At 63.8% G+C, this 22,606-nt stretch carries 15 protein-coding genes; 4 read left to right on the top strand and 11 right to left on the bottom strand.

The genetic code is table 11. From position 1 onward, the window contains the following. The first annotated feature begins 99 nt into the window (after window positions 1-99). Entirely contained in the window at window positions 100-1,758 is a 1,659-nt protein-coding gene (locus ACJA3S_RS20255) for a glycosyltransferase family 39 protein (RefSeq protein ID WP_406819770.1), read from the top strand. Here the strand turns inward: ACJA3S_RS20255 and ACJA3S_RS20250 are convergent. Further along, a complete protein-coding gene (locus ACJA3S_RS20250) occupies window positions 1,683-5,954 on the bottom strand; it encodes a DEAD/DEAH box helicase (protein WP_406819769.1) in 4,272 nt (1,423 codons plus the stop codon). The two genes, ACJA3S_RS20255 and ACJA3S_RS20250, sit on opposite strands and share 76 nt — an antisense overlap. Before the next feature lie 164 nt (window positions 5,955-6,118). Here ACJA3S_RS20250 and ACJA3S_RS20245 point away from each other — a divergent pair, with 164 nt between their 5' ends. Next, a complete protein-coding gene (locus ACJA3S_RS20245) occupies window positions 6,119-6,532 on the top strand; it encodes an NUDIX domain-containing protein (protein ID WP_406819768.1) in 414 nt (137 codons plus the stop codon). Here ACJA3S_RS20245 and metR read toward each other — a convergent pair. Next, window positions 6,516-7,433 (bottom strand): transcriptional regulator MetR, encoded by a 918-nt coding sequence (gene metR / locus ACJA3S_RS20240; RefSeq protein WP_170031974.1) that lies wholly within the window; start codon window positions 7,431-7,433, stop codon window positions 6,516-6,518. The genes ACJA3S_RS20245 and metR overlap by 17 nt on opposite strands. A 196-nt stretch (window positions 7,434-7,629) precedes the next feature. Between metR and ACJA3S_RS20235 the strand changes: the two genes are divergently transcribed. After that, on the top strand, window positions 7,630-8,625 hold the full coding sequence (locus ACJA3S_RS20235) for an alpha/beta fold hydrolase (protein ID WP_406819767.1): 996 nt from the start codon (window positions 7,630-7,632) through the stop codon (window positions 8,623-8,625). A 250-nt stretch (window positions 8,626-8,875) separates the two neighbouring features. On the opposite strand, the gene ACJA3S_RS20230 is transcribed toward ACJA3S_RS20235, so the two are convergent. The 7 genes from ACJA3S_RS20230 to ACJA3S_RS20200 all read right to left on the bottom strand — a co-directional run bounded on the left by ACJA3S_RS20230 (window position 8,876) and on the right by ACJA3S_RS20200 (window position 15,872). Then, window positions 8,876-10,204 (bottom strand): sigma-54-dependent transcriptional regulator, encoded by a 1,329-nt coding sequence (locus tag ACJA3S_RS20230; protein ID WP_406819766.1) that lies wholly within the window; start codon window positions 10,202-10,204, stop codon window positions 8,876-8,878. Beyond that, window positions 10,201-12,105, bottom strand: a complete 1,905-nt coding sequence (locus ACJA3S_RS20225) for an ATP-binding protein (protein WP_406819765.1) — start codon at window positions 12,103-12,105, stop codon at window positions 10,201-10,203. The genes ACJA3S_RS20230 and ACJA3S_RS20225 overlap by 4 nt, the downstream gene beginning before the upstream one ends. A gap of 72 nt (window positions 12,106-12,177) precedes the next feature. Continuing rightward, window positions 12,178-12,912, bottom strand: coding sequence for an amino acid ABC transporter ATP-binding protein (locus ACJA3S_RS20220; protein ID WP_170031962.1), 735 nt, complete (start codon window positions 12,910-12,912; stop codon window positions 12,178-12,180). Continuing rightward, complete coding sequence (locus tag ACJA3S_RS20215; protein WP_170031959.1) at window positions 12,909-13,580, bottom strand: amino acid ABC transporter permease; 672 nt, start codon at window positions 13,578-13,580, stop codon at window positions 12,909-12,911. The genes ACJA3S_RS20220 and ACJA3S_RS20215 overlap by 4 nt, the downstream gene beginning before the upstream one ends. Then, window positions 13,581-14,327, bottom strand: coding sequence for an amino acid ABC transporter permease (locus tag ACJA3S_RS20210; protein ID WP_170031956.1), 747 nt, complete (start codon window positions 14,325-14,327; stop codon window positions 13,581-13,583). Between the two features lie 142 nt (window positions 14,328-14,469). After that, the gene (locus ACJA3S_RS20205) at window positions 14,470-15,387 is read right to left on the bottom strand and encodes a glutamate/aspartate ABC transporter substrate-binding protein (RefSeq protein ID WP_186685131.1); all 918 of its coding nucleotides are present in this window, start codon (window positions 15,385-15,387) and stop codon (window positions 14,470-14,472) included. Window positions 15,388-15,518: 131 nt separating this feature from the next. After that, window positions 15,519-15,872 (bottom strand): hypothetical protein, encoded by a 354-nt coding sequence (locus tag ACJA3S_RS20200; protein WP_406819764.1) that lies wholly within the window; start codon window positions 15,870-15,872, stop codon window positions 15,519-15,521. Window positions 15,873-15,875: 3 nt separating this feature from the next. Between ACJA3S_RS20200 and ACJA3S_RS20195 the strand changes: the two genes are divergently transcribed. Beyond that, window positions 15,876-19,859, top strand: coding sequence for an NEL-type E3 ubiquitin ligase domain-containing protein (locus ACJA3S_RS20195; RefSeq protein ID WP_406819763.1), 3,984 nt, complete (start codon window positions 15,876-15,878; stop codon window positions 19,857-19,859). Window positions 19,860-19,880: 21 nt separating this feature from the next. On the opposite strand, the gene glpD is transcribed toward ACJA3S_RS20195, so the two are convergent. Both glpD and glpR read right to left on the bottom strand, forming a co-directional pair. Continuing rightward, on the bottom strand, window positions 19,881-21,419 hold the full coding sequence (glpD, locus tag ACJA3S_RS20190; protein ID WP_406819762.1) for a glycerol-3-phosphate dehydrogenase: 1,539 nt from the start codon (window positions 21,417-21,419) through the stop codon (window positions 19,881-19,883). Between the two features lie 251 nt (window positions 21,420-21,670). After that, complete coding sequence (gene glpR, locus ACJA3S_RS20185; RefSeq protein ID WP_186685127.1) at window positions 21,671-22,426, bottom strand: DNA-binding transcriptional repressor GlpR; 756 nt, start codon at window positions 22,424-22,426, stop codon at window positions 21,671-21,673. Window positions 22,427-22,606 lie beyond the last annotated feature (180 nt).

Raw genomic sequence — 22,606 nt, 5'->3', positions numbered from 1 at the left:
GCCATGAGTCTGCCTTCGCCGCTTCGGCGCGGCACACTCGATTGCATTACTGGCCGGTGCCAGGTTGGCGTCAGACCCCTTCACAGCAGAGCGTTGACCATGACCAAAACTACTCGCAGCAGCTGGCTGCTGGCGTGTCTGGGCGTCGTCAGCCTGGCATGCATCGCGCGTCTTTATCAGGTAACACAACCTGTACTGTGGTTGGACGAGGCCTATTCCGTGACCTTGGCGGCCATGCCGCTCGAACAGATCATCTGGCATACCGCCCGGGACGTGCATCCGCCGTTGTATTACCTCTTGCTGCATTACTGGATGCAGGCGTTCGGCGACAGTGTGCTGGCTGTCCGTGGGATGAGCGTGCTTTTCGGCTGCCTCAGTGTAATCGTCGCAATCCGAATGGCGTCTCTGCTGGCCGATCGCAAGGTTGCGCTGATTTCAGGCCTTTTACTGGCTCTGCTTCCGGTTGCGGTGCGTTACAGCCAGGAAGCACGCATGTACGCGCTCACCGGTTTCTTGCTGCTCGCCGCAACGCTGATGCTGATGCGTTGGGCCATGCGTCCGGACCGTCACCGCTTTCTGGTTGGGTATGGCTTGTTGGTGACGGCAGCCTTGTATAGCCACTATTTTTCGATATTCGCAGTGGCTTCGCACTGGTTGTATGTGCTGTCTTGCGCTCGCTCGCAGGGCCTGCAACTGATTCGCTCACGTGCATGGTGGCTGTGCAACGTGTCGATCGCCCTGGGTTTCCTGCCTTGGTTGCCGAGCCTCTGGGGGCAATTCGGGCACACCAATGCCTACTGGGTCGTCTGGATACCTGAGGTCACGTTGCAGACACTGCCCTCGACACTTTGGCTGTTTTTTGCATTGGGCGCGGGGCAGGACTTTGTGCGTGGGATGTTCTGGCTTGTTCCTCTGTTGATACTGGCCGCGTCACTTTTCGCTGTGACACGCGACCCCTATCCGATGAAACCTGCTGCATTGATCTTCGCCGTGAGTTACGTACCGCTGCTGTTGGTATGGCTGGGCTCGTTCAATGTCTCGGTATACGTGATTCGCTATTTGTCCTTCGCCGGTAATGGAATGCCGGTTCTGTTGGCCCTGACGATTGGGCGGCTACTTGCGCAGACACGTTTGTGGGTGCTGGCGCTTCTGGTCTGCTTGATCTGGCAAGGGGCAGGTTTGCATCGCCTGTACACCGAACAGAACAACCTCAACGGAACCCCGGACTGGCGTGGTATTCGGCTGGATGCAGTGCTCGAACAACTTCAGCGACAGTGGCAAGCCGGTGACGTCATTGTGGTGGGTAACTCGTTCTGGTACCTGACTGTCCATTACTACAACAAGACTGCAAGCGAGGTGCTCATTTTTGATGAAGGAAAGCGCGGCGACAACTCGGGGACGCACGCGTCCAGCTTTGGCTGGAAATCATTGTTCTATCCCCAATCAGAGCAGATCTTGGTTCCTGACTTGAGCAAGCTGGTTTCCAGTTCCGGGAGAATCTGGTGGATAGATGTCAAGACAGCCCAAGGGGCCGAGCAGCGCTTGCCTGACACGTGGGTGCTGAAAGAACAGTTCACGAGGGGCAAAGCCCGCGCCACATTGTTCGCCCAGGCTACCCCGCAGGCTGCGGTCTCGCCCATGTGCTGGCTTGCCAGCGATAAGGGCAATGCAACAAACGGCGCTCACGGTGTGTCGCGCAGCAATTTCTGCCGCCAGCCTTGCTGCTCCTGGGCCGGCGCTTCGACCAGGAACGAATAGCGTCCGGCCACCCGCACCGCCACCGCTACCCCATCGCGATACAACAGGCGGTTGCCAGTGACCGCCGGCACCTTCGCTCCCGGCAGCAACGACCCGATCAGGTTCAATGGGTCACTGGCACTCACTGCCACCAGCGCGCCGTCTCGCTCACGCCGCCGTACTTGCCGCAGCAGGCCCACCGCTTCCGGCAAGGCGAATTGTTCACCCGCCAGCCCGGCAATGAAGCGCCCGCCACGAATCTCGCCGCGCGCCTCCAGCTGGTGGTAGCAGCGCAGCAGCTCGCGCCACGGCGGCAGCACGTCACTTTCGCGCTCAAGCAGCCGCCAGCAGACCACGCCATAGCGTCTCAGCAGGGCCCGGGCGATGTGCTCCAGGCGCTGGCTGTCGTCCACCGCACCCCGGCGCAACAGGGCCCAGCGCCCGGCATGGGCCATGCTGCTGGCCAGCGGCGGGTGGCCACGTCGGCTGTTGCGGGAGGTACGTTTCGCCGCCGGGGTGATCAGGCTGCGCAGGCCGGCGAAACTGTCGGCCCCCACAAGGCCGGCGCCCACCAATTCTTGCAAGGCCGTTTCCAGTTCGCTGGGCAGCAGGTGGGCGTGGGTCAGTTCGTCGAAGAACAGCGCGCCCTGTGCCTGCAGCACCTCGTGCACGCGCTGTGCCCGCGGGCCGAGGCTGTCCAGCGCGGGCACCGGGGCAAGGCTGCGCCACACATGCAGGTGTTCGCGCGGTAGCAGCACCAGCGGTGTGCTGGACAAGGTACTGCTCGACACCGTGGTGGCCAGGCGGCTCCAGGCAAACTGCCCGCTGCGACAGGCATCGTCGAGCCAGTGCGGGCTGTAGTCCTTGATGCGTGCCGGCAGCAGCTCGGCTTCCCAGGCGCCGGCAGCACTCGGAAAGCCTTGCAACTGGCCCAGTACCTCGGCCACGGCTTGCGGCCCGCGCAGGCGCTGCTCAGCGGCCAGGTGCTGCCAGTCGAACAGGAAACGCATGAAGTCCTGCAGGCTGACCGGCTCGATTTCCCGGCGCAGGCGTTTGACCGTGTAGCGGTGGATGCGCGCCAGCAAGTGGCGCTCGCACCATTGCAGCTCGCTCGCGCCGGGGCTGAAATGCCCACGCAGTACATAGCCTTCGGCTTCCAGGCGGGCCAGCGCCTGTTCGATCGCCGCTAACGGCTTGCCCAGCGGTGCGGCTATCTGTGCCTGGGTCAGCGGGCCATGGCCACTGAGGCGGGCGCGCAGCAGCTCGACCAGCGCAGTATCCGCCTCGCCGGCCTGATCGAAGCCTGGCAAGACCGGCAGCGCAGGGTGCAGACGGGCGCCGGGGTACAGCACCTGAAACAGGCTCAAGCGCTCACGCGCCAGCCACAGCCCTTCCTCCACCAGGCACATCGCCCGCCCGGCGTCGGCCAACTGGCGCAGCAGCATGTCCCAGCAGGCATTGCCCTGTACTTCCGCCTGGCTGATGGCCCCCAGCCCCATCAACGCTTCATGCATTTCGTCGGCATTACCTGGCTGCGGCCAGGCTTCAGCAGCGACAGCAGCAATGGCATCGGCATCCAGCGCGCCCAGGTCGTCGCCGCTGTGCACGTCGTTCCAGCGCCGGTTGAGTACCGCCTGGGTGCGCCGTTCTTCCAGTGGCGCGTCATCCAGGAAGGCATACGGGCGGGCGTTGAGAATGGCGGCCGCCAGCGGTGAAGGGGCTGGCAGGTCACGGCACAGCAGGCGCACCGCACCGCTTTCCATGCGCCGCAGCAGCGCCAGCCAGCCTTCGCTGTCCATCGCTTCGTGCAGGCAGTCGTCCAGGGTTTGTTCGACCAGTGGGTGATCGGGAATCTGCCGCTCGCCGACGAGGTTTTCCAGGCAGGCGATCTGGTCGGGGAACACCGCCGCCACCAGGTCTTCGCTTTTTATCCGCTGCACCTGTGGCGCCACCTTGCGCCCGCCGATGAAGCGCGGCAAGGCCATGGCCACGCTGGCGTTCCAGCGCCAGCGCACGCCGAACAACGGCGCATCGAGCAACGCCTGGACGAGGATCGGCTCGGCGCTGCGGCTGTTCAGGTAACGCCATACCTCGTCCAGTTCGAAACTGTGGCTGGTGGACAGCGACAGCACGATGGCGTCCTCGCTGGCCGCTGCCTGCAACTCGAAATTGAAGGTGCGGCAGAAGCGCTTGCGCAGGGCCAGGCCCCAGGCGCGGTTGATGCGGCTGCCGTAGGGGGAATGGATGATCAGCTGGGTGCCGCCGGACTCATCGAAGAAGCGCTCCATCACCAGGGTTTCCTGCGAGGGCAGGGCGCCGAGCACTTCACGGGTGCGGGCCAGGTAGTCCAGCAATTGGCTGGCGCTGCCCTGGCCCAGTTCGAAGGTTTCCTGCAACCACGCCAGCACCTCGGCCAGGTTGCCGCCGGCCTGCGCCAGGTGCTGATCGATCTGCGCCTGTAGCCGCGCCACTGCGGCAGACAGCTCGTCGCTGCGCCCTGGCGCCTCGCCCAACCAGAACGGAATGGTCGGCGGCAGGCCATGTGCATCTTCCACCCGCACCCGGCCCGGTTCCACGCGCAGGATGCGATAGGAGGCGTTACCCAGCTGGAAGATATCGCCGGCGATGCTTTCCACGGCGAAGTCTTCGTTGACGCTGCCGATGTTCAGCGCCTGTGGCTCGAGCAACACGGCGTAGTCGGCATTGTCGGGGATGGTGCCGCCACTGGTCAGCGCGGTCAGCTGGCTACCACGACGGCCACGCAGGGTACCGCTGACTGCATCGCGATGCAGGTAGGCACTGCGCACGCCCTGGCGGCCGTTGTAGCCTTCGGCAAGCATGCGCAACAGGGCCTGGTAGTGTTGCAGGTCGAGTTCGGCATAGGGTGTGGCCTGGCGCAGGCAGTCGTACAGGGCCAGTTCATGCCACGCCTGGTTGCTGGCCTCGGCAACGATCTGCTGGGCCAGTACGTCCAGTGGCGCGCGGGGAATGTGCAATTCATCCAGCTCGCCGCGGCGGACGCAGTCGAGCAGGGCTACGCATTCGATCAGGTCGTCGCGCGAGGTCGGGAACAGGCGCCCCTTGGGCACGCCGTCGACCTGGTGGCCGGCGCGGCCAACCCGCTGCAGAAAGGCGGCGATCGAACCTGGCGAGGCTATCTGGCAGACCAGGTCGATATCGCCGATGTCGATGCCCAGCTCCAGTGACGCGGTGGCTACCAGCACCTGCAACTGGCCGTTTTTCAGGCGTTGCTCGGCATCCAGGCGCAGTTCCTTGGCCAGGCTGCCATGGTGCGCGGCCACCGCCTCCTTGCCCAGCCGATCACCGAGGTGGCGAGTGATGCGCTCGGCCAGGCGCCGGGTATTGACGAACACCAGGGTGGTACGGTGTGCCCTTGCCAACTCGGCCAGGCGGTCGTAGACCAGGCCCCAGACATCGGTGGCCATCACTGCGCCAAGCGGTACCGGTGGCACTTCGATGGCCAGGTCGCGCTGCCGTGCATGGCCGACGTCGACGATCGCGCAGGGGCGCCCGGTGCCGACCAGGAATTGCGCCACCCGCTCTACCGGGCGCTGTGTGGCCGACAGGCCGATTCGCCGCAGCGGCTGGTTGCACAGCGCCTGCAGGCGTTCCAGGGTCAATGCCAGGTGGGCGCCGCGCTTGTTGCCGGCCAGGGCATGGATTTCATCGACGATCACCGTGTGTACACTGGCCAGGCCTTCACGGCCCGAAGCCGAACCCATCAGCACATAGAGCGATTCGGGGGTGGTCACCAGGATGTGCGGTGCCAGCTTGCGCATGGCGGCGCGTTCCTTTTGTGGTGTGTCGCCGGTGCGCACGGCCGTGGTGATGCGTGGCGCGCTCAGGCCCTGTTCGGTCAACGCCTGGCTGATGCCTTCAAGCGGCGCCTGCAGGTTCAGGCGAATATCGTTGGACAGCGCCTTGAGCGGCGAAACATAGATCACCTGGGTTTGCGCAGGCAGCTCGCCCTGCTGCTCCAGGCCTTGGCGGAACAGTTCGTCGAGTACGGCCAGAAAGGCGCTGAGGGTCTTGCCCGAGCCGGTCGGTGCCGCCAGCAGCAGCGACTGGCCTGCGTGTACCAGCGGCCAGGCACTGGCCTGGGCGTCGGTTACCGTGGCGAAATGGCGACGGAACCAGGTACGCACGGCGGGGTGGAACAGCTCGAGCACCGGGTGCTGTTTGGCGGGCAGGTTCATGGGATGGTTATGGCGGGTGTGGGGCGGGTTGGCAAGGGGCCGTTCGTCTGGCTGGGCGTCTGTCACCTGTGCCGGCCCTTTCGCGGCTGCCGCAAGGGCTGGCCTTGTCAGGCCAATGAGCCCATGGGATCCTGCCCGGCTGTTGATTCAAGTGAGCCGAACCCATGCCCAACACTATCCGCATCGCCGCGGCCCTGCTGATCGACCCCCAGGGCCGTACCCTGCTGGTGCGCAAGCGTGGTACCCAGGCGTTCATGCAGCCCGGTGGCAAGATCGATGCTGGCGAAACCCCGGTCGAGGCGTTGGTGCGCGAGCTGGATGAGGAGCTCGGCCTGCGTGTCGACCCGGCCCAGGCAGTGCACCTGGGCCAATTCAGCGCCCCGGCCGCCAATGAGCCGGGCTTTCAGGTGCAGGCCGAACTGTTCCGTGTCGACTGCGTTGCAGCCGTGGCCCCGGCTGCGGAAATCGAGGAGGTGGTATGGCTGAGCGCCGAGCAGACGCCCGCCATGCACTTGGCACCCTTGACCCGCGACCTGATCCTGCCGTTGTACTACCAGGCGCTCAGCGCACCGCGCTGACCCCATCGAGGGTGGCGAACGAGGTGTCCTTGGCCGTCAACAGGAAGTCGCGCATGTACGGCGCATCCAGCATATCGGTGCGCACTGCGGCATAAAGCGTGGCGAACAGGCCTTTCTCGCCCAGGCGCTTGCCCTTGACGTAGCCGCGCGAGCTGTATTCATGCAGCGCCCAGTGTGGCATGCCGCACACACCACGGCCGCTGGCCACCAGTTGCATCATCATCACCGTCAGTTCCGAAGTGCGTACGGCGGCCGGCTCGATGTCGGCGGGCTCCAGGAAACGGGTAAAGATATCCAGGCGGTCACGTTCTACCGGGTAGGTGATCAATGTCTGGTCGAGCAGGTCCTGCGGCACGATGTAGGGCTTGCTGGCCAACGGGTGCTGGTTGGCCACCGCCAGCATCGCCTCGTAGGTGAACAGCGGCACGTAGGTGATGCCCGCCAGGTCCACCGGATCGGAGGTCACCACCAGGTCGAGGTCACCACGGGCCAAGGCTGGCAGCGGGGCAAAGGCAAAGCCGGAGGCGAGGTCCAGTTCCACTTCCGGCCAGGCATCCCGGAACTGGTCGATGGTCGGCATCAGCCACTGGAAGCAGCTGTGGCATTCGATGGCCATGTGCAGGCGCCCGGCGGTGCCACCGGCCAGGCGGGCGATGTCACGTTCGGCGCTGCGCAGCAGCGGCAGGGTGGCATCGGCCAGTTGCAGCAGGCGTAGCCCGGCGCTGGTGAAGCGAATCGGCTTGGTCTTGCGCACGAACAGCGGCATGCCCAGGCGCTCTTCCAGTTCCTTGAACTGGTGCGAAAGAGCGGACTGCGTCAGATGCAGGCGTTCGGCGGCCTCCACCAGGCTGTCGGCCTCGCGCAGGGCATGAAGGGTTTTCAGGTGGCGGATCTCCAGCACAGCGACTCCGGGGGTTCAATCTGGGGGAAACAGGGAATGAGTTGAGTTTCCCTCATGTTGCAACCGCTGTCGACTGGGCGTTTGGTCACACCGCCTGGCGGGCGTCATCAAACTGTAACCGGACTGTGGCAGCGCGCCCGAACAGAATTCATCAGAATCGCGCTCTACTGGGGATCTGCATTCTGGTGTTTCTTTCATGCGGGCATTTTGGCTTTTTGTTTTCTTCGTACTCAGCGTACCTGCGGGATTCGCCGAGCAGCGCTGTGACGCCCAGGCGCCGGTACAGCGCGCCGAACTGGGGGCGGTGAGCCTGGTCTACCAGAGCGTCGGCGCGCCGCGCGACCCGGTCCTGTTGCTGGTCATGGGCCTGGGCGGGCAGCTTATCCATTGGCCGGACGACGTGGTCGAGGCGCTATGCCGCCAGGGCTTTCGGGTGATTCGCTACGACAACCGCGATGTCGGCCTGTCGCGCTGGAACCAACTGCCACCGTCGGCCAACCTGACGGTCGAACTGCTGCGCTACAAGTTGGGGCTGCCGGTGGCTGCGCCCTATACCCTGACCGACATGGCGGGCGACGGCTTGCGCCTGATGGACGCGCTGGGGGTGCGCCAGTTCCATGTGCTGGGGGTGAGCATGGGCGGCATGATCGCCCAGCACCTGGCGGCCATGGCGCCAGGGCGTGTGCGCAGCCTGACGCTGGTCATGTCCAGTTCAGGGGCGGCGGGTTTGCCGGCGCCGGCCCCGGCGCTGGTGCAGCTATTGGCCCGGCGCAGCGCAGCGAACCGCGAGGTGGCCATCGAGCAACAGGCCGACCTGCTGGCCGCGCTGGGCAGCCCCGAGGTACCGGACGACCGTGCCGCCTTGCTGCAGCAGGCGGCGGTGGCCTACGACCGCGCGTTCAACCCTGACGGGGCCAAGCGCCAGATCATGGCGATACTGGCCGAGCCGAGCCGGGTCGAGTTGCTTGACCAGTTGCGGGTGCCGGCCCTGGTGGTGCATGGCACGGCCGACCCGTTGCTGCCGGTGATGCACGGCGTGCACCTGGCGGCGCATATCCAGGGCAGCCAGCTGCGCTTGATACCGGGGTTGGCGCATCGCTTCCAGGAGCCGTTCAAGGCGCCGCTGCTGGGGGCGGTGTTGCCGTACCTGGAGGCGCACCGGCAGGACATCACGCATATCGCCGGGCTGTGAACTTCCATCCCTCAAGGCTGTGCGATCCCTGTAGGAGCGGCCTTGTGTCGCGAAAGGGCCGCAAAGCGGCCCCGGCAATATTCGCGGCGAAGCTGAAACCGGGGGCCGCTACGCGCCCCCATCGCGACACAAGGCCGCTCCTACAAGGGCCGCGTCAGCCGACCTGCCTCGGTGCGCAGCACTACCACACCCGCACCGAGGGCGGCTTTGAAGAGCAGATCCACGTTGTCTTTCCAATTGCGGGTCGAGGTCAGCCGAGGCCGTATTTCTTTACCTTGTCGAACAGCGTGGTCTTGGCCATGCCCAGCTCCTGGCTGGCCTGGCTGAGGTTGCCGCCCGTACGTTGCAGCGCATCGCTGAGCAGGTTGCGCTCGAATGCTTCCACCGCCTCGGCAAAGCCCAAGCCCTGGCTGGCACCGCCGCTGGGGCCTTTCTTGAAAGCGGGCAGGCCAAGGGCGTAGCGTTCGGCCACGTTGCGCAACTCGCGCACGTTGCCCGGCCAGTCATGTGCCATCAAGCGTGACAGGGTCTGGCTGTCCAGCGTTGGTGTTTCACGGTCGAAGCGCAGGGCCGACTGCTGCAGGAAGTGTTCGAACAGTTGCAGGATGTCTTCGCGGCGCTCGCGCAACGGCGGCAATTCCAGGGTGACCACGTTCAGCCGGTAGTACAGGTCGCTGCGGAACTGGCCGCTCTGGCCCATGGCATCCAGGTCGGACTTGGTTGCAGCGATCACCCGGCAATCCACCGGAATGCTCTGGTTCGAGCCCAGCCGTTCCAGGGTGCGCTCCTGCAGTACGCGCAACAGCTTGATCTGCAGGTTGATCGGCATGCTTTCCACTTCGTCGAGGAACAGCGTGCCACCGTTGGCATGTTCGATCTTGCCGATGCGGCGTTTGCCAGCACCGGTGAAGGCATTGGCCTCATGGCCGAAAATCTCGCTTTCGAACAGGTTTTCCGGCAGGCCGCCACAGTTCAGGGCCACGAACGGCTGGCCGTGGCGGCGACTGAAGTCGTGCAGGCAACGGGCGACCAGCTCCTTGCCGGTACCGGTCTCGCCTTCGATCAGGACGTTGGCCGAGGTATCGGCCACGTTGGCAATCAGCTCACGCAACTGCTCCATCGCCGACGAGCGGCCAATGATGCGACCCTCCAGGCTGCTTTGCTCTGCCAGCTGGCGGCGCAGGGCGACCACTTCGCGCGATAACCCGCGCTGTTCCAGGGCGCGGCGCACCACGTCGACCAGGCGTTCGGGGGAGAACGGTTTCTCCATGAAGTCGTAGGCGCCATTGCGCATGGCGCCGACCGCCATGTCGATATCGCCATGGCCGGTGATCAGTACCACCGGCAGGCTGCGATCGCGGGCCTTGAGGCGGTTGAGCAGCTCCAGGCCATCGATGCCCGGCAGGCGGATATCACTGACGACGATGCCGGCGAAGTCGTCGCCGATGCGTTCCAGTGCCTGCTCGGCGCTGCCCACGCCTTCACAGGCGATGTCTTCCAGGGCCAGTGCCTGTTGGCAGCCGAGCAGCACATGCGGGTCGTCTTCGACGATCAGGACGGTAAGAGGCGCTTGGTTCATGGATGCTCTGCCGATTCGCTAGGGGGGGAGACCAGCGGCAGGGCCAGGACGAAGGCCGTGCCGCCGCTGGCGGGATGCTCGACGTTGAGGCTGCCCTTGGCGGCGGCGGCAAGGCTCGCCGACAGGGTCAGGCCCAGGCCCAGGCCGTGTTCGCCCGGTTTGGTGGTGAAGAAGGGTTCGAACAGGTGCTTGCGCGCCTCGCTGTCGATGCCGTGGCCATTGTCGCGCACCTGCAAACGGTACTTGTCACCCTGCAGTTCGCCTTCGAGCCACAGTTGCGGCAGTGGCTGCGCCGCCATGGCATCCAGGGCGTTGCCGATCAGGTTGACCAGGATCTGCTCCAGGCGGGTCTGGTCGATGGCCAGCTGCTGGTCATCGAATTGGCTGTGCACCTGCAGGTGGCAGGCACTGATGCGGTTGGCCAGCACCTGCAGGGTGGCCTCGACCGCCTTGGCCAGCGAGGCCTGGCCGCTGTCGTCGCCGCGCCGGGCGAACGAGCGCAGGCTGGCGGTAATGCGGCCCATGCGGTCGATCAGGTCGTTCATGGTGCGCAGGTTGGTGCTGGCGGTTTCCAGCGCCCCGCGTTCGAGAAAGCGCACGGTGTTGCCGGACAAGGTGCGCAGCGCCGCCAGTGGCTGGTTCAGTTCATGGGCAATGCTGGTGGACATCTGCCCGATGGCGGCCAGCTTGCCGGCCTGCACCAGCTCATCCTGGGCGTGGCGCAGGGTCTGCTCGGCATGCCGGCGCTCGCGAATCTGGCCCTTGAGGCGTTCGTTGCTGGCACGCAGGTCGGCAGTGCGCTCGGCAATCCGTCGCTCCAGCTGGCTGTTGGCTTCCTGCAGCGCCTCGCGGGCTGCCAGGCGCGTGGCGATCACCTTGCGCCGCTCGTTCCAGGCAATGCCCAGGATCGCCAGCAAGGCGAAGGCCACGCCCACCAGGATACCCTGCACCATGGACTCGCGGCGCAGGTCCTGCAGTGGCGTCAGCAGGGTGAAGTGCCAGGGCGTATCGGCCAGGCGCCGGGTCTGGGCCAGGTAGGTCATTTCGCGGGCCTTGCCCTGGGCGGTTTCGCTGTTGGCCGGGAAGGTCAGTTTTTCCACGCCGTCTGCCAGGATTTCCCGGGCCAGCGGCTGCAGCTCGTTCAGTGGCCACCAGTAGTATTGCAGGCTGCGCGCCAGGCGCTCCTTGATCTGTGGTGTCAGCGGGCGTACCGACTTCAGGCGCCGAGCCGGGTCGCTGGAAAGGATGATGATGCCGTTTTCATCGCTGACGAACGCCTCCAGGCGGGCCCGTTGCCAACGCTCCTCGAGGGTGTCCAGGCGCACCTTGATCACCGCCACGCCGATGATCTTGCCGTGCTCCTCAAGGCCATGGGCGAGGTAGTAGCCGGCCTCCCCGGTGGTGCTGCCGATGCCATAGAAGCGCCCGGGCTCGCCGCGCACGGCAGTCTGGAAGTAGGCGCGGAACGACAGGTCTTCGCCGAGGAACGAGTCGGCATCGCGCCAGTTGCTGGTGGCCTGCACCCGACCATTGGTATCGAGCACGAAAATGGCCCGGCTGCGGCTGCGCCGGTTCAGGCCTTCGAGGTATTCGTTGACGGTCTGACGCGAACCGCCATCAGGGTCGGTGAGCAGCTGCGAGACGCTGTCTTCCAGCTCAAGCAGGCTCGGCAGGTAGGTGTACTTGCTGATTTCGCTTTCCACCGTGCGCGCGTGCAGCTCCAGCTGGCGTTCGCCGTTTTCGCTGAGAATGCGGATGCCGTTGCTTTCGCTGACCAGGTAGCCAGCCAGCCCGAGCCCGACCATCAGCAGGATGATCAAGGGCGGCAGCAGCAATTGGCGGAGCAGGCGGGATTTCACGGCAGGCTTGGCAGGGAGAAGAAGCGAAGGATCGCATTTCATCACAGTGGCCTTGTCACGACCAGCGCTGCGGCCCGACAGGGCAGCAGCGCCGACCGGTTCAGTGAGGCAACATCAGTGTTGCAGGATCTTGCTGAGGAAGTGCTGGGTGCGCTCGTGGCGGGCGCCCGGGTTGCCGAAGAAGTCTTCCTTCTGGCAGTCCTCGATGATGTGGCCCTTGTCCATGAAGATCACGCGGTTGGCCACTTTGCGGGCGAAGCCCATTTCGTGGGTCACGCACATCATGGTCATGCCTTCATTGGCCAGCTCGACCATCACGTCCAGTACTTCGTTGACCATTTCCGGGTCCAGTGCCGAGGTTGGCTCGTCGAACAGCATGACGATCGGGTCCATCGACAGGGCGCGGGCGATCGCCACGCGCTGCTGCTGGCCGCCGGACAACTGGCCGGGGTGCTTCTTGGCGTGGGCACCGAGGCCGACGCGGTCGAGCAGGGCCAGGCCTTTCTTGGTCGCTTCCGCTTCGCTGCGGCCAAGCACCTTGCGCTGGGCGATGGTCAGGTTCTCGGTGATGGACAGGTGCGGGAACAGCTCGAAGTGCTGGAACACCATGCCAACGCGCGAGCGCAGCTTGGGCAGGTTGGTCTTGGGGTCGGCGATCGAAGTGCCATCGACCACGATGTCACCTTTCTGGAACGGCTCCAGGGCGTTGACGCATTTGATCAGGGTAGATTTGCCCGAGCCCGACGGGCCACAGACCACCACCACTTCACCCTTCTTGACCTCGGTGCTGCAATCGGTCAGTACCTGGAAGTCCCCGTACCACTTGTTGACGTTCTTGATGGAAATCATACGGCGATCCTTTTTTGCAGGCGCTTGACCAGCCACGAAGCGGAGAAGCTGATGAGGAAATACACGACACCGGCGAAGATCAGGAACTCATGGGAGCGCCCGATGATGTCGCCGTTGGAGCGTGCCGAGTTGAGGAAGTCCACCAGGCCCACGGTATACACCAGCGAGGTGTCCTGGAACAGGATGATGCTCTGCTGCAGCAGCAGCGGGGTCATCTTGCGGAAGGCCTGGGGCAGGATGATCAGGCGCATGGTCTGGCCGTAGGTCATGCCCAGCGCCTGGGCGGCGCCCATCTGGCCCTTGGAGATCGACTGCACACCGGCGCGGACGATTTCGCAGAAGTACGCGGCCTCGAACATCATGAACGCCACCACGCACGAGGTGAAGGCGCCGACCGGGGTGTCCTCGCCGGTGATCCAGCGCAGCACGAACGGTACCGCCAGGTAGAACCAGGTGATCACCAGCAGCAACGGGATCGAGCGGAAGTAGTTGACGTAGGCACCGGCCAGGTTCGACAGCAGCTTGCTCGACGACAGGCGCATCAGGGCCAGGATGGTACCCAGCACGATGCCGCCAACCACGCCCATGATCATCAACTGCAGGGTCATGACCATGCCTTCCCACAGGGCTGGCAGGGCCGGGATGATTTCGCTGAAATCCATGTCCATTTATTTGCCCCCTACGGAAATCAGGCCGGGCACCGAGACTTTCTTCTCGACCATGCGCATCAGCAGCATCAGGCCCATGTTCAGGGTGAAGTAGATCAGCGTGGCCAGGGTGAAGGCCTCGAACAGGTTGGCCGAGAACTCGGCGGTCTGCTTGGTCTGCGCCAGCAGCTCCATCAGGCCGATCAGGGACGCCACCGAGGAGTTCTTGAACACGTTCAGGAATTCCGAGGTCAGCGGCGGGATGATGATCCGGTAGGCTTGCGGCAGCAGCACGTTGGTGTAGATCTGCGACAGGCTGAAGCCCATGGCACGGGCAGCGGCTTCCTGGCCGCGGGGCAGCGCCTGGATACCGGTACGCACCTGCTCGCAGACACGCGCGGCGGTGAACAGGCCCAGGCAGATGACCACGCTGATCAAGGCCGAGGTGGTCGGGTTGAGGTCCTGCTTGAACCATTCCTGCAGGCCCTCGGGCAGCAGGTCGGGTACCAGGAAGTACCAGATGAACAGCTGCACCAGCAGCGGCACGTTGCGGAACAGCTCCACGTAGACGGTGGCGATGCCGGACACCAGACGGTTCGGCACGGTACGCATGACGCCGAGGACCGACCCCAGCAGCAAGGCGATGATCCAGGCGGAGATGGCGATGGCGATGGTCCAGCCCAGACCGGTGATGTACCAGTCCAGATAGGTCTCGCTGCCCACGCCGGTGGACTTGAAGAACACGCCCCAGTCCCAGTTGTAATTCATCGGGATTTCCCCTCAGACGGTTGTTTCACGGGCACCTTCCAACATCCGAGGGCACACCGCCCTCGGATGAAAGGTTAGACACTAACGGGTGGCCTGCCGGTTTAATTGGCGCTTTGCAGCGCAACAGGCCACGGGCTGGGGGTCAGGACTTCTTCTCGTCGGCGGCCTTGTCGGTCGGCTCGGCGATCAGTTTCTTCAGCTCCTCGCTCATCGGGAACTGCAGGTTCAGGCCCTTTGGCGGGATCGGCTGCTGGAACCACTTGTCGTAGCTCTTGTTGACTTCGCCCGACTTGAAGTAGGCGATGATGGCGTCATCCACCGCTTTCTTGAAGGCAGCGTCATCCTTGCGCACCATGCAGCCATAGATTTCGTACGACTGTGGGGTACCGGTGATGACCCAGTCCGACGGCTTGCGGGCCTTGGCCATTTCGCCGGCGAGCAGGGCGTCGTCCATCATGAAGGCCACGGCGCGGCCGCTTTCGAGCATGTTGAAGGCTTCACCGTGGTCCTTGGCGGAAATCACGTTCATCTTCATCTGCTTGTCGGCGTTCATCGCCTTGAGGATGCGCTCGGAAGTTGTACCGGCGGTGGTCACCACGTTCTTGCCAGCCAGGTCCGGGAAGTCCTTGTAGGCCGGTTGACCGTCCTTGACCTTGGTCAGCAGGCGGGTGCCGACTTCGAAGATACCGACCGTGAAGCCGACCTGCTGCTGGCGTTCGACGTTGTTGGTGGTGGAGCCGCACTCCAGGTCGACGGTGCCGTTCTGCACCAGCGGGATGCGGGTCTGGGAGGTGACGAGGTTGTAGCGGACCTTGATGTCCGTGCCCAGCTGCTTCTTCAGGGCATCGACGACAGCCAGCTGGATGTCATGCGAATAGCCGACGGGTTCGGGCTTGCCGGCCAGGTAGGAAAACGGAATGGAGGAGTCGCGGTGCCCCAGGGTGATGGTGCCCGAGTCCTTGATCTTCTTCAGGGTGCCGGTCAGCTCCTCGGCCATGGCTGGCGAAGCGATCACAGCGGCCGCGATGGCGGCGCCCAGCAATTGACGAACGATGCGCATCAAATTTTCCTCGACGTGTTTGTTTTTTTTATGGAGCCGTTGGCGGACTCTTCGTTCAACGAATACAGCAAGAAGCGAGTGCATTCGGCTACCAAGTGTAGAGCATGAGTCGTGCCAAGCCCTGACGGCGATCATAACGCCGCGAAATTACAGGGCTTCGGTGGTTCTTCAACATTTCTATGTAACTGAAAATTTCCGGGTTTCCGAATGAATGGATTGTTTTCGTTCGGAAACCCGAACAGATGGCCAAGCCCAGCCGCGCTGCGATAAATACCACCGTGGCCATGGCTGTGCATGATGTCCTGCGGCTTTTCCAGCCAGGAGTCACCGTCATGCCATCCGCCAATCTTTTCCCATCCGCGTCGATCGATCATCTGATTGCTCGTCAGCTGCCCACCTGGCTGAGCGAGGCCGAATCGCAACATATCGAGCCCTATCGAAAGGCATTGAATGCGCAGCAGCAGGTTGCCGACGAACTGCAGCATCTGTTGAGCCGCATACCGAGCGTCGAGGATTTTGGCGCGCCGTTGCTGGAAGCGGCCTTGGCCAAGGCAGGGCTTGCTCATGTCGAGCCACGGCAGGCATTCACCATGGTCACTGAAGAGTTCCCGCTGCCCTCGGCCGCGGAAAAGCTTCACCGTCCGACCATTACCTACACCACTCGCCAGTCGCTGCTTGCATCGGCGATGCACAACTTCGAAGCGCATGAGGCCGAACCCTGGCTATTGCGCAAGGCGCATCTGGCCGGCGCCAAAAGGGCGCGCCTGAGCATGACCTTCGAGCGTTTTGTCGGCCTGTGCCGCAGCCTGGATATCGGCGGGCGCTATCAGGCGCTACTCAAGAGTGTGCTGCAACCCAAGGCAGGCCGCGGTCAACCGCAAGATCAGGCACGCAAGGCAATCGACCAGCTGTTTCGGGACAGCCTGCGCACGCAGATGAAGACCGCATTGTATGAGGGGCGGCTCAAAGGTCAGCTGGATGAGCGCGACTTGCAGCGTTTGCTGCCCGTACTGGAACAACCGCCGCTACCCGCCTACCAGGGAGGCACGCTGACGCCGCGCCAGTTGTATCTGCTGGGCTGTTGCATGGTCGGGATCATCACCCTGGAATGGCGACCTGCAGCGGATGCGGCCGTCGACGAGGTGATCGCCTGGATACCTGGCGACCCCGAGAAAAGCCTGCGGCACTACGACTCCTGGGACGAGCTGTATGGCGATCTGGCGATACGCCTGAAAAGCAAGCCCTACTTGGCCTTCATCCGCCGCTTTGTCAAGGCCCGGGATCGACAGCGCTTCGAGGCGGCCCTGGCGCGAGCGCAGGCGCGTGCCGGTGCGAGCGAGCCGATGGAACTGGATGGGCGCAACCTGCCAGTTGAAGGCGAGGTGTTCAGCCACGCACAGGCTCAGGTGCAGGCCAGGATCTACGATGATGCCCGTTTCATCGCAGTGCCTACCGATGAAGAAGACCGCCTGAGCAGGCACAAGCGCTTGCAGGCGATGCAATCCGCAGGGCTGGAACTGCTGGGCTTGGCGGCGTTCGTCGTACCGCTACTGGGTGAGCTGTTGCTGGTGGTGAGTGCTGTGCAATTGCTCGACGAAGTGTACGAAGGCTACCAGGACTGGCGACTGGGAGATCGCCAGGGAGCATTGGACCATGTATTCAACGTTGCCCAGGGCGTGTTCCTGGCAGGTGCGACCGCGGCTGCGTTTCACGGCATCAAGCGCTTGTCATGGGTGGACGGGCTGGAGCCGAAGGTGCTGCCGGGAGGTGGGGTAAGGCTGAGGCGCAACCCCAATTATCTGCCGTCCGAAGACAATCCGCTGGTGCTGCTCCAGGGCTTGCCGGGCGGCCATTTCGACCAGCTGCTTTCGTCCAGGGCCCGTGTGCTGTTGGACGTGACCGGCCTGCATGCCGACCAGTTGCGGCGCTTGAACCTTGAGCGCGGCGCAGTGCCAGCCCGGTTGCTGGATATGCACGAGCGCCTGGAACTGCATGCAACCCAACCCGACCTGCGCGGCCAGGCGCTGGAGCAGGCGCTGCAGCAGACGCGTGAACCAACGGAGCCTGGGCAGGCGAAATTGATGGCGGCGTTCAGTGGCCTGACACCCAGGGGCGCACAGGAAATCATCGACCACAGCAGCTCGGCCGTGCAGCAGCAACTGCTTGCCGGAACGAAGGTACCGCTTGGGATGGCAGAGCGCGCGCGCTGGTATCTCCGTGACAGCCGGGTTGACCGGGCCTGCCTGGGGATCCGGCTGCCGACAATGCTCAATGCCGATGGCGAGCAACTGATACTGGGGCTGATCGAGCGCAAGGCGCCCTGGCCTGATTCGGTTCGCGTCGAATTGCGTGAGGGCAGTCGCCAAGGCCTGCTGCTGTTCGCCAGCCAGGGCGAGGCGGCAAGCGAGACAAGGGTGATTACCAAGCATGAGCAGGCCTATGCACTGGATGGCAATCCGACAGGCAACAACCCCGGCTCCTTGCTGCAGGTGGTGTTGCAGTGCCTGGAACCTGAGCAGAAGGTTGCTCTGGGTAACGCCGATCTGCAAGTGACGCAGCTACGGGATGCGCTGCTCGAAAGTGCAGCGAAGGAGCGCGAGCAAGCCGCCAGGCTGATCGGCCTCGTCCCGGAGGGCGCTGGCATACGGCCACCGCAGCGCTTTGCCGATGGGCGCCTGGCGTATCGCCTCAGCGGTGGAGGTGAAAGCAGTCGCCAGGCGATACGGCGAGGTATTCACCAGATTTTTCCGACCCTGAGCGAACTGCAGCTTGACGCCTACATCGATGCAGTGCGCCAGCGCGGTGAAAATTTGTGGGACCACTACCAGATGCTGCAACGCCAGCTCACCCAATTGCGCGACACGCTGCGCCAGTGGCAAACCGATTGGCAAACGCCGATCGACGCCATCCGCCGCCGCCGTGTCGCTGATACGCTGCGCCGTAGCTGGCGGCGCAAGTTGGTGGACGCCAATGACCAATATGAACTGACCATAGACGGCGAGCATATCGACGCGTTGCCCAGCCTGCCCGAAGGGGTCGACTACGTGCATGTGCGCAGGTTGGCGCTGCGCAACATGCAATTGCAACACATTGACGCATCGTTCCTCAGGCTTTTCCCCAATGTTGTCGATCTTGACCTCAGCGGCAACCGGCTGAGCCGCGTGCCGGAAGGTATCGAAGGGCTTACTCAGCTGAGAAGGGTTGACCTGGGCAACAACCAGATCAGCCTGGATGAGGCGGGAAGCCGTCGCCTGGCTAGGCTGCAACTGCTGGACACGTTGATCCTCAACTACAACCCGCTCAACGGCATGCCTGACCTCTCGGCCTTGCCGCATGTACGGGATGTGCGCCTGCGTGCCACCGGGCAAGCTGACATGGGCCAGATTCACCAGCGTGTCGCCTTGCGTGCGCACATCGATCTCCGTGATAACCGGATCAGCGAGCTGCAACGGGAAATGCGCGGTTTGCGTCTGCGCCTGCAAAGGCTCAACCTGCATGAAAACCCGCTGAGCGAGAGCAGCGCGCAATTCCTCGACGAGGCCCGTGGCGCCAGCGAGTCCTCGGCCAGGAGCGGTGCCGCCTATGCCCATGAGGTGGTGGACGCCGAAACGCGCGCCGAATGGGTGGCCAGCCGCAACGAAAGCGTGCGCGTGCGCCGCGAAGCCACCTGGGACCGTTTACAGGAAGAACCGGGTTCGGCAGGGTTGTTCCGTTTTCTTGCAGATTTCGCGGTCAGCGAGGATTTTGAAACCCATCCGCGTCATTATCGCCGGCGGGTCTGGCATATCCTCGACGCCTGCGAGCACAACGAAGCCTTGCGCGAGCAGCTGTTCCGCGAGGCAGACGCTCCCCGTAGTTGCGATGACCGCTTGCTGCTGATGCTCAACCAGATGGAAGTGGGCATCCTGGCTTACCAAGGGATCGAAGGCGTCCCTGTGGCGGTGCGGGAGGCCCGCTTCCTGCGCCTGGGGCGGCAATTGCACCGCCTGGACCTGCTGGACCAGATCGCTGCCCGCCATGTGCAACGCATGCGCGCGGAGGGGCTGGTCGAGGTCGACGAAATCGAAACGCGGCTCTACTACCGCTCACGCTTGGCTGCTGCCCTGGATCTGCCGGCCTCTGCCGACCAGATGCATTTCGCCTCGTTTGCCCACGTGAGCCACGCCGACCTGAGCCATGCGGAACTGGAGGTCCTGAGGGCCAACACACCAGTGGCCATGCTCGATGCGCTGGTAGAACGTCCCTACTGGCAGAACTACCTGCGGGAAACTTATCCAGAGCGTTTCCAGGCACTGGCAGCACCGTTCCATGAGCGCCTGGAAGCACTTGAGATGCAGGCTACAGCTGGTCAGGAAAGCGACTATGCCCGGCGTGCCCAGGCGTTGATGCGCGAGCATGAAGCAGACGAGCTGGCGCTGATGCGCAACCTGACTACCGAAGCTTGGGCGCGTCAACGGCAGCCTGGCCGCTGACGCGCCACGACGCACGCAGGGTCAGGCTGCCTGGACGCGAGCCTGCTTCTGCGCGCGCTGGTGCAGGTAATCCTTGAGCAATTGCTGTTCACTGGCGCTGGTGAACAGCCCCAGCTTGGTACGGCGCCAGAGGATATCGTCGGCGTCGCAGGCCCATTCCTGATCGCACAGGTATTCCACCTCGCGGCCGAACAGCCCGCCGCCGAGTGGCTGGCCCAGGTCTTCCGGCCCGTGCACGCCGTCGAGCAACTGCCATACGCGGTAGCCATAGGTGAGCGCCCAGCGTTTGGCAATGTCCACCGGCAACCAGCCGCAGCGCGCCAGTACGCCATCCACCAGGGCTTGTACGGTGGTCATGTTTTCGCCACCCGGCAGCGGCGCACTGGCCGTCCAGCTACCGCGCATCTGTGGGAAGTGCGGCTTGAGCTCGGCCATGGCCGATTCGGCCAGCTTGCGGTAGGTGGTCAGCTTGCCGCCGAACACCGACAGCAGCGGTGCCTGGCCTTCGCTGGCGGACAAGGCCAGGGTGTAGTCACGGGTCACCGCCGAAGGGTTGTCCGATTCGTCATTGCACAGCGGGCGCACCCCGGAGTAGGTGTGCACGATATCGTTGCGATCGAGCTGGTGGTTGAAGTGCTCGTTGACCACCTTCAGTAGGTAGTCGGTCTCTTGTTCGGTGATTGCCACCTTGGCCGGGTCGCCGCTGTATTCGCGGTCGGTGGTGCCGATCAGGGTGAAGCGCTCCAGGTATGGAATGCAGAACACGATTCGCTGGTCTTCGTTCTGCAGGATATAGGCGTGTTCGCCTTCGTACAGGCGCGGCACGATGATGTGGCTGCCCTGGATCAGGCGGATGCCGTAAGGGGCATCGAGCTTCAGGTCGTCCTTGATGAAGCTGGCGACCCATGGGCCGGCGGCGTTGACCAGGGCGCGGGCGCGGATGCTCTGCAGGCTGCCATCGGCATGTTGCAGTTGCACCTGCCACAGGCCGTCCACGCGTTCGGCGCGCAGGCAGCGGGTGCGGGTGTGGATATGCGCGCCGTGTTCGCGCGCAGCCATGGCGTTGAGCACTACCAGGCGGGCGTCGTCGACGGCGCAATCGGCATATTCGAAGCCGCGGGTGATGGCCGGCTTGAGCGGATAGCCCGGGCCGAAGCGCAGGCTGCGCGAGGCACCCAGGCGCTTGCGCTTGCCCAGGTGGTCGTAGAGGAACAGGCCGGCGCGGATCATCCAGGCTGGGCGCAGGTGAGGGCGGTGCGGTAGCACGAAGCGCATCGGCTTGACGATGTGCGGGGCTTTGGCCAGCAGTACTTCGCGCTCGGCCAGGGCTTCACGCACCAGGCGGAATTCGTAGTGTTCCAGGTAGCGCAGGCCGCCGTGGATCAATTTACTGCTGGCCGACGAGGTGTGCCGGGCCAGGTCGTCCTTTTCGCAGAGAAATACCTTGAGGCCGCGCCCGGCGGCGTCGGCAGCGATGCCCACGCCATTGATGCCGCCACCGATCACGGCGAGGTCATAGCAGTCGGCAAGGGGGAGCTGAGACGAAACGGGCTGGGACACGGGCAAGGCCTCCTGGGCGCTGTTCACATCGAATATGAACATTGATGTTCGTTTTCGAAAATACTAGCGCAATAGAAAGCCGGTCGCCAGTCAGTCTTTATAGAAAAAACTGATCAGATGACAACAAAGTGAACATTTACGAATATTGGGTGATCGGTTTGGGTTCTCTAGCGCCTGTGGGATCGAGCGCCGCCCGCGCGGCGCTCGATTTCACAGGCGGCATAAGGCTCACGGCATGCGCCCAGTGGCCTTCACACCACCTCGAGACGAATCTTGTACTGGTTCAGCAGTTGCGTGAGGGCAGGCGTCGGCGCCTGGTCGGTCACCAGGCAATCGACCAGGCTGATCGAACCCAGGCGTACCATGGCGTTGCGCCCGAACTTGCTGGAGTCGGCGGCGAGGATCACCTGGCGGGCATTGGCGATGATTGCCTGGGAGACCCGCACCTCCTGGTAGTCGAAGTCGAGCAGGCTGCCATCTTCGTCGATGCCGCTGATGCCCACCAGGGCAAAATCAACCTTGAACTGGTTGATGAAGTCGACACTGGCCTGGCCGACCACGCCACCGTCGCGACGTACCGTGCCCCCGGCCACCAGCACTTCGAAATCGTCCTTGGCGGCAAGGATGGCAGCGACATGCAGGTTGTTGGTGATGACTTTCAGGTGGTTGTGGTTGAGCAGCGCCCGGGCGATGGATTCGGTGGTGGTGCCGATGTTGATGAACAGCGAGGCATGGTCGGGGATCTGCCGGGCCACGGCTTCGGCGATGCGTTGCTTCTCGTCGCGCATCTGGTCGGCACGCATCGCGTAGGCGGTGTTCTCGATGCTCGAATCATAGGCCGCGCCGCCATGGTAACGGCGTAGCAGGTTGAGCTCGGCAAGCTGATTGATATCACGGCGGATAGTCTGCGGAGTAACGACGAACAGCTGCGCCATTTCTTCGATACTGACGTAACCACGCTCGCGCACCAGTTCGAGAATTTGTTGTTGGCGGGGGGGCAGATTCATGGGCGGTCCTTTGGGGCTGCCGGACAAATGCTGCAATGATGCCGTAGGACGCGAACTACGGCCAGTGGCCTATCGGGCTTGCTGGCGAGCCCAGCCGCCTGGCATCGACTTTCTGGCCTGCGCGGTTTTTGTAGGAGCGGCCTTGTGTCGCGACAGGGCCGCGAAGCGGCCCCGTCCTTT

The organism is Pseudomonas sp. KnCO4, assembly GCF_045344305.1.
In the GTDB taxonomy this organism is placed as follows: Bacteria; Pseudomonadota; Gammaproteobacteria; order Pseudomonadales; family Pseudomonadaceae; genus Aquipseudomonas; species Aquipseudomonas anuradhapurensis.
This window is presented reverse-complemented; position numbering and strand designations above follow the sequence as displayed.

Coding starts and splice junctions, on each gene's coding strand:
- ACJA3S_RS20255 (WP_406819770.1), top strand. CDS start 100: ATGACCAAAACTACTCGCAGCAGCTGGCTGCTGGCGTGTCTGGGCGTC.
- ACJA3S_RS20250 (WP_406819769.1), bottom strand. CDS start 5,954: ATGAACCTGCCCGCCAAACAGCACCCGGTGCTCGAGCTGTTCCACCCC.
- ACJA3S_RS20245 (WP_406819768.1), top strand. CDS start 6,119: ATGCCCAACACTATCCGCATCGCCGCGGCCCTGCTGATCGACCCCCAG.
- ACJA3S_RS20235 (WP_406819767.1), top strand. CDS start 7,630: ATGCGGGCATTTTGGCTTTTTGTTTTCTTCGTACTCAGCGTACCTGCG.
- ACJA3S_RS20230 (WP_406819766.1), bottom strand. CDS start 10,204: ATGAACCAAGCGCCTCTTACCGTCCTGATCGTCGAAGACGACCCGCAT.
- ACJA3S_RS20225 (WP_406819765.1), bottom strand. CDS start 12,105: ATGAAATGCGATCCTTCGCTTCTTCTCCCTGCCAAGCCTGCCGTGAAA.
- ACJA3S_RS20220 (WP_170031962.1), bottom strand. CDS start 12,912: ATGATTTCCATCAAGAACGTCAACAAGTGGTACGGGGACTTCCAGGTA.
- ACJA3S_RS20215 (WP_170031959.1), bottom strand. CDS start 13,580: ATGGACATGGATTTCAGCGAAATCATCCCGGCCCTGCCAGCCCTGTGG.
- ACJA3S_RS20210 (WP_170031956.1), bottom strand. CDS start 14,327: ATGAATTACAACTGGGACTGGGGCGTGTTCTTCAAGTCCACCGGCGTG.
- ACJA3S_RS20205 (WP_186685131.1), bottom strand. CDS start 15,387: ATGCGCATCGTTCGTCAATTGCTGGGCGCCGCCATCGCGGCCGCTGTG.
- ACJA3S_RS20200 (WP_406819764.1), bottom strand. CDS start 15,872: ATGCTGCAGTTCGTCGGCAACCTGCTGCTGCGCATTCAATGCCTTTCG.
- glpR (WP_186685127.1), bottom strand. CDS start 22,426: ATGAATCTGCCCCCCCGCCAACAACAAATTCTCGAACTGGTGCGCGAG.